Raw genomic sequence first — 10,355 nt, 5'->3', positions numbered from 1 at the left:
GATATTGACCGTTTGGCGAGTCGTCTGAGCATTAAGTTGCTGAGGCAGATTTTAATCCAGGCTTCACTGTTGCGGGGATTGGTTTCGTAATCACGCCCGGCCACGCGCCGGTACTTGCCCAGCCAGGCAAACGTGCGCTCGATGACTCCGCGGCGGGGCAAGACGGTGCAGCCCTTCGTGCCGGGTGGCTTGCTCACCGCCTCTACGCGCAGGCCCAGCGCCTGAGCTGCTTGGTTCACCAGCGGGCCTTGGTAGCGGCCGTCCCCCCAAACGAGTTGCAGGTTCGGGGCCCGGGCTTTGGCCTCAGCCAGCACCGGTCCGGCCCCCACCGGGTCCTGCACACTGGCGGCCTGCCCCTGGCCGTGCCGGTCCAGGCCGCCAGTGTGCAGGACCCGGTGGGGAGATTGAAAAGGAGGCTCTCAGGCATAGCGGGTAGATGAAGAAGCCCCTCCCCTACCCTGCTCGGGTTGGTGAAAAGCATAGAAACGGGTGAAAAGAATAGCAGGACAACAATAGTTGTCGGCTCGCCTATACGAACCGAATAGCTCAGCGGTGACCCAAGGCCTTATTTTTTGGGTGACATCATCTGACGCAGCTGTTTTTTCATCGCCTTCTGAATCTGGATTTCGTGGTCGGCCCGGAAGCGGGCCAGGACGTTATGAATGATATCCGGCGCGGAGGCCCCGGCCCCCAGAATAAAGCCGACCTGAGCAAAGAACTGCTGATGCTCCGCCGTGATGCGGAGCGTCGTGCCCTTCTTCTCGGCCGAGGGTACGAACAGCTGGGCCAAGTCCAGCTCGGTGGCGGCCCCGGCCGGCTTCGGGTCCGCATCGCCGGGCTCCGCCTCCTCCGGCAAGTCCTCATCGGGCGCGCTGGGCAGGCTGGCCGCGACCGTGTTGGTGGACGTTGCCTCCTCCCCTCCCCTGCCCGCAGGAGCTGTTGCTTCCACTGATGGCGCCACCGGGGCGGGTGCGCTCACCGGCTGGGACTTCTCCTGTTTAGTCTCTGGTTCCGCAACCACGGGCTGGCTGGCGGCCACCTCCGCCGATGCAGCGGCGGGCGGCGTTGCCGCTACTGGCTCTTGGGCAGCGGGGACCACCACTGGGGCCGATGGACGGGGAGCTTCACCCATTAAGCTGAAAGCGGCTACTCCCGAGGTGAGGGCGGCCAAATCGCGCTGGCGGCGTTCGGCCGCGGCCTCTTTTGTTTCTGGTGTTTTCTTGGCCATGATGGGAGAAAGTTATTTGGTGTTCTGGTCCAGGGTTTCGGTTGCGGCGGGCGTGGGCTGCTCGTACTGCACGGGCGTGAAGCTGATGCGCTTGCCCGAGGGGGTGACCTTGCCTTTGCCAACCACCAATTGCAGTATTTCGGTAATCAGGCCGCCCAGCCCCAACTTGCCCAATTCCTTTTCCGGCATGGGAAACATGGTCGAGCGCTTTTCCTTGATGCTGACCAAAGACTCCACCCGACTATTGAACAAGGGATAACCTTTTTCCTGAAAGAGGCTTTCGGTTTTGGTATAGACCGTCCGCTTCTCGGCCTTGATGAACCGGTTCCAAAAGGCGTAAAACCCCCGCAGGTTCGATTCCGGCCGTTGCGCCTGCGTAAAGTTGCCCAGGATGTGCATGTACGACATGGTAGACGCGATGGTACCCATATCCGCCTCCATGGGCAGGAAAATATAGTCTACCCGCTCCAGCAGCTCGGTCAGGCCCACCACGTTCACGGTGCCGGGCGTATCCACCAGAATGAAATCGTAGTCGGACTCGGCCAGCGTGTCAATAGCGTCTACGGCCTTTTCCATGCTGGCAATCGCGATGGGGTACGGCGTAATTCCCTGCTTGAGAAGCCGTTCCTGGAACGCCACGTCGGACTGTAGTAAACCCTGCTCGTGCGAGCGGTACGCGTGCAGCGTGTTCTGGGGGTAGTCACAGTCCAGCATGGCTACCTTGTACCCGTAGAGGTAGCAAAGCGCAGACGCCACGTGCGTCCCGATAGTTGACTTGCCCGCTCCCCCTTTCTGAGTTGCGAAGGCGATTATGTGCGGTTTGTTCATGGGCATAAAAAGCTGTAACTGGAGTCGGTCTTTGAAACAACGCTTCAATACTTCGCTGAAGCATCGAAGCGTTGTTTCAAAAATACATTGAAGTGGTGAGTACTTGCTTCAACGCTTCAATAATTTTACGCTACAATGAAGCATAGAAGTGATGATACGTCGAAGCAGCGTCTCAAAGCTACAATGAAGCAATGACATTATGAAGTATTGAAGCAAAAAAACCGAAGCTTTGAAGCAATGAAGTGCTGAAGCAAATGCAATGGTGCTAATTGAAAATGTGGATTCCTTGAAGCGATGAAGCAATGAAGCTATGAGGCGTTGAAACGAATCGCTGCTTCTTCAGCATCGGGGTTATTTTGCTTGGATTGTAACAGTGAAGCAACGAAGCGCTGGAGTTGAATAAGCCGTTTTACTCCTGACTACCGGCATGCGAATAAATATTTGGCTCATCGAAAACGTGTTTTGGAGTGTTGCTTCAATACTTCAGCGAGGCTCTGAATCATTGAAGCAAGATAATCTTAGTCATAGTATAGTTCACCCTGCGTTCTATCAATTCGTTAAACGTCTAGCAAGCCATGTAACTGTCCGGACAAAATTCGTTTGCCCGGACAGTTATCCCGACACATTCACAGGCTCACATAGCTTGATTTGCTAGTTTAAAGTAGGAGGTTTAGCAGTTCGAGGGCCTAAATTAATATTTAGACAACCTGTATAAGCTAATACCCCCAGTCACAATATGGAACCGGATAAACCAGCTGAAATTGTCGCCGATTCGGCTCGTACTCTGCGCATCGACGTTCGGGTTTGCCCGGAGGAGGAAAAAGCGTTGCCAGAAAAGTCAAAGGCCGCCGGCTATTAAAAGGTGTCGGCTTATTCGCGGGACTTGGGTAGGGGGAGGTGAAAGAAGCAATGCCGCCGGCATTGCGGCAACAGCTGGTAGGCATTGGAACCGGCCAGAATCAGATAGCTCGTTTGGCTCAGACGGGAAAGTTATTTGGTAGTCTCGAGGCGCAGCTACTTCAGGCATTGGCCATGATTAGAGGCGTGGTATGATTGCAAAAAACGTCACGGGAAACGATTTGTAAGGCCGTTAACCTACGGGGTGGGGCGGCGGTAGGGGAGGGGTAAGGAGCCGGGCGGGGCCCCGCTTTTGGTAGTGGTTAACCTGATACCGGGCAGTTCCAAAGAAATGGCGCTGGCCATCCGCTCGCGGTGCGTGACCGTTTTTACCATCGGCCTGCTTTCCAATAAACCGCTGCTGGGGGCCGTGGTGTTGACCGTGGCGCTGCACCTGCTCATCATCTACGTGCCCTTCTGCAACGCCCTGTTCACCACCCAGCCGTTGGCCGCGGCCGAATTGGGCATTGCCGTGGCCAGCGTGGTGTTCCGGGTGGTGGAGGCGCAAAACCTCATCGGCCGGCGGCGCGCCGTGCCTGCCCTGTCGTCAGCATCGGTGTCGGCACCGGCGGTACCGGTCTTCGTAGGGTAGCGAGTACGCCGCCCGCCCGGCTGAACCAGATAGGCTGGGCGAGCAGCTGATACTCGTTTTTTCCATGAGGCTGGGTGGTGCCTTGCAAGCGCACATCGGCTATTGTTGACGGGCGCGGGGCACTTTCAGGCCGTTGGCGGTCAGAACGATGGTGCTGCTGATGAAGCTTTCGCAGGTGGCCATCTCGTAGGTGAGGCTCCCGGTCTGGGTATTGGTGATTTCGTCGGCCTGGCAGATTGTGCGGCTCGGGTAGTGGTCCGTTAGGGTACGGCGCACCGGGAGCGGCAGGGTGCCAAGAGCGACAGCGGTGCCGGTGGCTTCCACATCGCCATTGGTGTTGAACCTAACCAGCCGGCGGACCTGGCTTTGGGAGTAGCTGGCCTGGTACCAACCCTGGGCTTTTTTCCATTTCACATTCCGGGCCTGCGGATACAGCTCTTGCAAGGCCACAAAGGCCAGCGGCGGCACTTGGTCCGCCGGGATGGCCTGCGCGTGCGAAGCCGGCCCCCACAACAGGGCAGCGAAAAGCAACAAGGAGATTTTCATAGCAGCAGATGCCCAGAAAACACCCGCGGGGTGGGCAACTTGGCCAAAAGTACCTGCCCCACTACTCCCGGGTTATGCCAAAGCTCATCTCCACGGGATGAGCTTCGTCAACCGGGGCCTGCGGCGCCTGCCCCCGGCATAAGCCGGCTACTGGCTTACCAGCTGCTGTTACGTACTCCTCCCGTTAAAGCCCGGGCTACGCCCTGTTGCGTAACAGCAGCTACCAGTGCCCCCGGCGCAGCTTTTCAGATTCCAGCACCCGGATGGTGTGGGTGGTAAGGAAAATCAGGCCATCCTGCTTGAATTCATTCAAGGTTCGGCTCAACGACTCCGGCGCTGTGCCCACAAGGGCGGCCATATCGTCGCGGGTGAGCTGGATGGAGGCGTCCGCGTGGCCGCCCGCCTGCTCGTGCAACTGCACGAGTAGGTCGGCCACGCGCCGGCGAATGGAGCTGTAGGCCATGGCCAGCAGCAGCTCGGCCTGCCCGCTCACCTGGCCGGCCAACAGTCGCACAAACTGCTGGCCCACCTCGGGGTTGCGCAGCAGCAATTCCGTGAAATCAGCCTTCGGAATGTAGAGTAATTCCGACTCGTCCACGGCAATGGCTGAGTCGCCGTGGGGCGCGTGTTGCAGCAGGGGCAGGTAGCCGAAGAACTCACCGGGGCCGTGCAGGCCCACCACCAGCTCCTTGCCGCCGTCGGTGGTTTTCACCGTTTTCACGCGGCCGGCTTTCACGAAGTACAGCCGCGTGGCCTCGTCGCCTTCGAGGTAAATGTCCTGTTTCTTGCGAATCAGGTGGGCTTTGCGGTCCAGCGAGAGGCTGGCCAGGGTGCCCGTTTTTTGTGCGTCGTCCAGAAAGTGGTGCAGGCCACTCGGCGTGGCTTCGTAGTCGGGCTTGAGCTGCTGGAAGCGGCTGAGCCGCCCGCTGACGGCGCTCAGCAGCTCGGCCTTCACAAAGGGCTTGGTGAGGTAGTCGTCGGCGCCCAGGGCCATGCCGAGGCGCTGGTCGGTGCGCTCGGTTTTGGCGGTGAGGAAGATGAAGGGGATGCCCGTGAGGTGCGGGTTCTGGTTGAAAATCTGGAGCACGCCGTAGCCGTCGAGCACGGGCATCATGATGTCGCAGATAACGAGGTCGGGCCGCGTGACCAATGCCAGCTGCACACCCAGCTCACCGTTTTCGGCCATTTGCACGGTGTAGCCGGCCAGTTCCAGCAGCTGGGCGGTGTTTTCACGAATGATTTGATGGTCTTCAATGAGCAAAATAAGGGGCATGGCAGGAAAGGATTAATCGGGCGTGGTGAGGGGCAGCGAGATGGTGACGGTGGTGCCCTGTTCGGGGGCGCTTTGCAGGTCGATGGTGCCGCCCATCAGCTCCAGGTATTTGGCAATGATGTAGAGGCCCAGGCCGGTGCCAGGCACCGTAACGACGCTGGGAGCCCGGAAAAATTGCTCGAAGAGATGGGCCTGGTCTTCCTTCGAAATGCCCACGCCGTGGTCCCGCACGGTTATCGTCAGCTCGTGCTCATGGCACTTGGCCCGCACGATGGCGACGGCGTTTTCGCCCGAGTATTTGAGGGCGTTGGAGAGCAGGTTCATCAGGATTTTGCGCAGCAGCGAAGCGTCCAGCCGCACCGGAATGGGGCAGTCCACCCGCCAGTCGATGGTTTGGCCGGCTTTGAGCAGGCTTTGCACGTCGGCCACCGTGTCGTGCACCAGGCTGGTCAGGTTGAGGTTGGCCGGGCGGGCCTCCATTTTGCCTTCCCCGATGCGCCCCACCGACAGGAATTCTTCCAGGATGTTGTTCAGGTGCTGCACCGAGGTGCGGATGTGGTCGACGTACTTCAGCCGCTGGGCCTGCTGGTGGCCACCGGGAAACTCCGCAATCAAATCGGCGGAGGTGAGCACGGCCGTGAGGGGCGTGCGGAACTCGTGGGAGGCCATGCTCACGAAGCGCGATTTCAGCTCGCCCAATTCCTGCTCGGCTTGCAGGGCCAGGGCCAGCTCGTCGCCGCGCTTTTCCAGCTGGTCCAGGGTTACGAGCAAGGCATTGGTGCGGTCGATGACCTTTTGTTCCAGCTCGGCGTTGAGGAGGGCCACGCGCTGGTGCTGGGTGCGCAGCTCCTGCTCGGCGGCCTGCTTGGCGCTCAGGTCCAGGATGTAGGCCACCACGTAGAGCTCCTCATCAAGGTAAAAATAGCTCAGGCTGGCCTCGGCCGGAAAGACGGAGCCGTCGCGGCGCCGGCCGGCCAGCGGGCGGTCGTGGCCCATGTTGCGCACCTGCGGGTCGGCGTTGTAGGATTCGCGCAGCCGGGCGTGGTGCCGGCCGGCGGCATCGGGCACCAGCACCTCAATGGGCTGGCCCAGCAGCTCGGCCGGCGCATAGCCAAACAGCAGCCCGGCCCGCGCGTTCACCGACACCATGCGGCCCGGCTGGTCGCACACAATGATGCCCAGCGTGGCGTTGGTAAACACGGCCTCGAACCGGCGCACGCTGTGGGCGAGGGCGCGCTCGGCCTGTTGCAGGCGGCTGTGCTCGGTGAGGTTGACCAGCAATGAGCGCCGGCCGGCGACCTCGAAGTACGTCAGCTTCAGGTAGGCCCGAAACGGCTCGCCGACGTGGCGGCGAATGTCGGTTTCCAGCTCGTGGTGGCCCTCGCGCCGGGTGATGTCGCAGAGGTGCTGCCACTGCGCGGGCGTCCAGGGCGGAGTGCGCAGCGAGTGGTTGGGGTCGGCGAGGAAGGCTTCCTCCGAGGGGTAAGCCAGCAGCTGCACCCCGGCCGGGTTTACGTGCGTGAACCAGCCCCGGTCCAGGTCGTAAATCCCCGCCATTTCACCGGAATGGGCGTACAGTAACTCAGCCAGAACGGCCGTGTAGGCCACCGGAAGCATGGGCATGAGAACGAACCAGTCGCGCGGAGTCCCCGAGGGACAGCAGGCACGCGCGGACTTATGCAACCGGACTTGACAAACATCAACCTGGCTCCCTGATATGCGTCATACGGGCCGGCGGTGGCTTTCGGTAATTTTACGGCTACTTAATTATGGGGCGCTTACGGCGCGCCACGGTGTTCCTTACTTTTCCCCTGGCCCATGTTCTCCGCCACTATTCTTCCGCTGCTGCCTGCCCACGCGGCTATGCTGCTGGTCCTGTTGCCCACCGTGGGCCCCGGAGCAAAGCAGGAAACGCAGCCCGCTCGCACGGCCACCAATTTGCTGCTGAAAGGCTTGCAGATGCAATTGGGGCCCGCCGTCCGGGTGCTGAAAGTGGACGAAGCCAGCCACCCCGCCGTGGTGCACGCCTTCGATGGCCGGGGCGTGCCAGCCTTTGTGCTGCTGCGCGATGGGGAAGAGCTGTATCGCCAGCAGGGCCTGCCCGAGGGCGCGCCCCTGGCCGCCCTGCTGCTGAGTAAGCTGGCGGCGTTCGATAAATAACCCAGGTTGTGGACTACCGATATGTCGCCCCGCAGGGGCTTACCCGCATGGGCCACAACCGGGGTTAACTAGTGGCGTGGCTTGGACGCTGCAAGTCCGGGCCAGGGCCGTACACCGATTCAGCAGCCGATGCCGGCCGCAGCAAAGCGGTGGCCCTACCGCCGCGAGCGGCGCAACAGCTGCGCGTTCAAGGCCACGATGACGGTGCTCGCGCTCATGAGTACCGCGCCGATGGACGGGCTGAGCACGAAATGCGGTAGAGCGCCCCGGCCCGGCCCCGGCCGGGGAGGGCGGGGCCGGCGGCGGATTGATTGTCATCGGGTCGTGCTAGTGGTACATCATCAGGGAGGCTTTAGAAAAAGCAAAAAAACAGCGGGCCGCAACCGACCCGCTGTGAACGTCAACAGGTGGCAACTGGCCTACATTTTCATGTTGCCCCTTTTGTCGCCGGGCTTCATGGCGGGGTGTTTGGCCGCGCCGGGGTGCATGGGCATGTGCCCGTTCATCATTATGCACTTGCCTTCTTTCATCTTCATGGTGGTTTGGGGTGGGATAAGAATTTCAAAAAGGCCACATGATGCGGGGAAAGGCTCAAAACCGGCAGCTCAGGCCGCCGCTGGCATTGCGGTGGCGCGTGTCGTAGTTACCGAACAAGGCCAGGTTTTTGGTTACTATTGGGGTAGAGATGCTTCGACTGCGCGGCCGCCAGATGAGCATAACGCCTTGGATAGGCGCTATCTAGAGCCCGCTCGCGGTGGATACCACCAGGTCGTTGTTCACGTAGCGGGCCCCGACGTTGTAGGCGTCGTAGGCGGCCTGCTCGCGGTCAAGCCAGGTATCGACGGTGCCGGTGAGGGTGGCCCGGCCCTTTTCGACCAGTACTTCGATGGCCTGATTGTGCAGGCTGGGCGACCAGAACCAGCGGGTGCGGATGCGCTCGGCCAGGGCAAAGTCGGCGTTCGGCTTGGGGGCATATACCTCGAAGCCGTCGAAGCCAGGGCTGGCGGCCACGGTTACCCAGTTGGCGAAATCGGCCACGCCGTTCACGCCGGCGGCCACTTCCCCGGCCTGTTTTTGCTCGAAGTGGCTGCCCACCTGCCCGTAGAGCGAGGCCTTGCCGTTGCGCACGTACACGCTGAAATCGAAGAAGCCCACGTAGGGGTCGCGGGCCAGGGCCTGCTCGATGCTGCGGGTGATGTTGAGGTCGGGGATGAAGCGGGTGGTGCGCACTTTCAGCAGGTTATGCACGTCCCACACGCCCACCACGTCGCGGGCGTCGCGCTCGGCGTCCTGCTTGGCGCGCAGGTTGCCCACGGCCCCGCTCAGCGTCACGATGCCGTTGTGCACCACGATGGTGGGCTGCAAGGTGGGTACCCGCGGGTCGTAGAGAAAGGCCGCCCCCACGGCGGCGGCTATGTCCTCGTCGGAACGGTTGGCGTACTTGTGGCTTCGCAGCTCGGGGCTCAGGGCCCAGTAGGCCACGAACAGGTCGCGGGCCTCTACGCGGCTCGCGCCGGCCTGGTGGGCGGTGGCGACCACCTGCGCTTTTTCCGCCGCCGAGCCCACCGTGCCCGCCAGGTGCACCACCCGGTCGGCGGTGCGAATGTCCACTAGGGCGCTGTGCACGCGGATGTCCCAGTCCAGCAATTCCCGAATCTGGGTTGTGATTTCCTCGTCGGAATTCTGCACCTCGCCCCAGCGGATAACCAGCGCTTCGGTTTCGAGGCGGCGCACGCCCCGCACGCCGCGCAACACGCGCAGCACCAGCTGCTTCTCGGCCCAGGACTGCACCACGCCGGTCACGGTCACCACGCCGTCGGCGGCGGCGGCCTGCACGTTGTAGTCGGCGGTGGCCGGGTCGTCGGCCAGGGCCGTCGCCAGGTGGCGGTTTAGCTCTTCGTCGGGCACGTCGGGCGTGCTGATGAGCAGCTCATTGACCACGCCCCGCACGCCGCGTACGAGCAGCGCTATTTCCTCGGCCCGCTCCCGCGCCAGCAGGTTGTCGGTGATGCCCGAGAGCTGCACGATGCCCTCGTGGGTGCTCACGTCAATCAGGTGGGCCGGCACGCCCTTCTTGGTGAGGAAAAACAGCTCGACGGCGGCCGTGATGGCGGCATCAGTGACGTGGTCCGCCGTGGTGGGTTGGGTGTCGTAATCCAGGGTTTGCATGGGAAAGCGCGAAAGAAGGTGATGAATAGCAGGAATGCGGAGGTAAAAGTCGGCCACAACCGCAGGCAAACGCTTGATGATAATCGACTTATTCCATGATGTTTGTCAAGGGTCCGCGCCCGCACCGCATCGGGGCGGATGCGCTGGAACCCGTGGCGTAGCGGAAATCCCGCGTCGGGCAGCCTACCTATTAGAAGGAATTGACGGCGGCCTGGCCCGTTGCCCCACGAGGCCAGCAGCGCCCGGCGGGCGGTGGTCTCCGAATCGTAGCCCACCAGCTGGCCGTCGTCAATCCGGGCCAGGACGACCGCCGTGGCCCGGTGCCCAAAAAAGTCCTTCGCAAACACCACGGCGTGGTGGCGAAGCCCCGCCCGGTGCGCCCGGGGGTACCAGTCGGTGGCCATCCACCCGGCCAGCTCGTCCCACATCAGGTGCGATTCCCGGCGGTCGTCGAGCAGGCGGTGGCAATGCAGGGACGGCAGCTCGGCCAGTATCTGCTCGTAGCCGGCGCGGGTCGTGGCCAGGGTTTGCTCCGAAGTCCAGCGGGCATCCAGCATGCCGTTGTTGGGCACGCCCACGCTCACCAGCGCCGCGCCCAGGGCACTCACGCCGCCCACCACCACGGCCCCTTCCAGAGCGCCTGCCAACATGCCCACCAGCGG

Annotated in this window: 10 protein-coding genes and 1 pseudogene; 3 read left to right on the top strand and 8 right to left on the bottom strand. The window is 62.0% G+C overall.

Annotation, left to right across the window (positions count from 1 at the left end; genetic code table 11):
- The 3 genes and pseudogenes from J4G38_RS22750 to J4G38_RS22740 form a co-directional block, all read right to left on the bottom strand.
- Positions 1 to 314, bottom strand: a pseudogene (locus tag J4G38_RS22750) (IS5/IS1182 family transposase); the annotation flags it as partial.
- A 251-nt stretch (positions 315 to 565) separates the two neighbouring features.
- The gene (locus tag J4G38_RS22745; protein ID WP_226163707.1) at positions 566 to 1,228 is read right to left on the bottom strand and encodes a hypothetical protein; all 663 of its coding nucleotides are present in this window, start codon (positions 1,226 to 1,228) and stop codon (positions 566 to 568) included.
- A gap of 12 nt (positions 1,229 to 1,240) precedes the next feature.
- Positions 1,241 to 2,056, bottom strand: coding sequence for a ParA family protein (locus tag J4G38_RS22740; protein WP_210521187.1), 816 nt, complete (start codon positions 2,054 to 2,056; stop codon positions 1,241 to 1,243).
- A gap of 736 nt (positions 2,057 to 2,792) precedes the next feature.
- On the opposite strand from J4G38_RS22740, the gene J4G38_RS28770 reads away from it, so the two are divergent.
- Positions 2,793 to 2,915 (top strand): hypothetical protein, encoded by a 123-nt coding sequence (locus J4G38_RS28770; protein ID WP_262906205.1) that lies wholly within the window; start codon positions 2,793 to 2,795, stop codon positions 2,913 to 2,915.
- Between the two features lie 297 nt (positions 2,916 to 3,212).
- Positions 3,213 to 3,545 carry a cation transporting ATPase C-terminal domain-containing protein gene (locus J4G38_RS22735; protein WP_226163705.1) on the top strand — a complete coding sequence of 111 codons (333 nt, stop codon included), beginning with the start codon at positions 3,213 to 3,215 and terminating at the stop codon, positions 3,543 to 3,545.
- A 99-nt stretch (positions 3,546 to 3,644) separates the two neighbouring features.
- Here the strand turns inward: J4G38_RS22735 and J4G38_RS22730 are convergent, their stop codons facing one another.
- The 3 genes from J4G38_RS22730 to J4G38_RS22720 form a co-directional block, all read right to left on the bottom strand.
- The gene (locus tag J4G38_RS22730) at positions 3,645 to 4,091 is read right to left on the bottom strand and encodes a hypothetical protein (RefSeq protein WP_210521186.1); all 447 of its coding nucleotides are present in this window, start codon (positions 4,089 to 4,091) and stop codon (positions 3,645 to 3,647) included.
- Positions 4,092 to 4,311: 220 nt separating this feature from the next.
- On the bottom strand, positions 4,312 to 5,364 hold the full coding sequence (locus J4G38_RS22725; RefSeq protein WP_210521185.1) for a response regulator: 1,053 nt from the start codon (positions 5,362 to 5,364) through the stop codon (positions 4,312 to 4,314).
- A 12-nt stretch (positions 5,365 to 5,376) separates the two neighbouring features.
- Positions 5,377 to 6,987 (bottom strand): sensor histidine kinase, encoded by a 1,611-nt coding sequence (locus tag J4G38_RS22720; RefSeq protein ID WP_226163703.1) that lies wholly within the window; start codon positions 6,985 to 6,987, stop codon positions 5,377 to 5,379.
- A gap of 195 nt (positions 6,988 to 7,182) precedes the next feature.
- Between J4G38_RS22720 and J4G38_RS22715 the strand changes: the two genes are divergently transcribed.
- Complete coding sequence (locus J4G38_RS22715; RefSeq protein WP_210521184.1) at positions 7,183 to 7,524, top strand: YbbN family protein; 342 nt, start codon at positions 7,183 to 7,185, stop codon at positions 7,522 to 7,524.
- Between the two features lie 738 nt (positions 7,525 to 8,262).
- On the opposite strand, the gene J4G38_RS22710 is transcribed toward J4G38_RS22715, so the two are convergent.
- The gene (locus J4G38_RS22710; protein ID WP_210521183.1) at positions 8,263 to 9,693 is read right to left on the bottom strand and encodes a BON domain-containing protein; all 1,431 of its coding nucleotides are present in this window, start codon (positions 9,691 to 9,693) and stop codon (positions 8,263 to 8,265) included.
- The coding region (locus tag J4G38_RS22705; protein WP_226163701.1) for a hypothetical protein at positions 9,576 to 10,355 on the bottom strand (780 nt) is incomplete at its 5' end. The genes J4G38_RS22710 and J4G38_RS22705, both read right to left, overlap by 118 nt.

The organism is Hymenobacter terricola (genome assembly GCF_017921975.2).
GTDB classification, from domain to species: domain Bacteria; phylum Bacteroidota; class Bacteroidia; order Cytophagales; family Hymenobacteraceae; genus Hymenobacter; species Hymenobacter terricola.
This window is presented reverse-complemented; position numbering and strand designations above follow the sequence as displayed.

Coding starts and splice junctions, on each gene's coding strand:
- J4G38_RS22745 (WP_226163707.1), bottom strand. CDS start 1,228: ATGGCCAAGAAAACACCAGAAACAAAAGAGGCCGCGGCCGAACGCCGC.
- J4G38_RS22740 (WP_210521187.1), bottom strand. CDS start 2,056: ATGAACAAACCGCACATAATCGCCTTCGCAACTCAGAAAGGGGGAGCG.
- J4G38_RS28770 (WP_262906205.1), top strand. CDS start 2,793: ATGGAACCGGATAAACCAGCTGAAATTGTCGCCGATTCGGCTCGTACT.
- J4G38_RS22730 (WP_210521186.1), bottom strand. CDS start 4,091: ATGAAAATCTCCTTGTTGCTTTTCGCTGCCCTGTTGTGGGGGCCGGCT.
- J4G38_RS22725 (WP_210521185.1), bottom strand. CDS start 5,364: ATGCCCCTTATTTTGCTCATTGAAGACCATCAAATCATTCGTGAAAAC.
- J4G38_RS22720 (WP_226163703.1), bottom strand. CDS start 6,987: ATGCCCATGCTTCCGGTGGCCTACACGGCCGTTCTGGCTGAGTTACTG.
- J4G38_RS22715 (WP_210521184.1), top strand. CDS start 7,183: ATGTTCTCCGCCACTATTCTTCCGCTGCTGCCTGCCCACGCGGCTATG.
- J4G38_RS22710 (WP_210521183.1), bottom strand. CDS start 9,693: ATGCAAACCCTGGATTACGACACCCAACCCACCACGGCGGACCACGTC.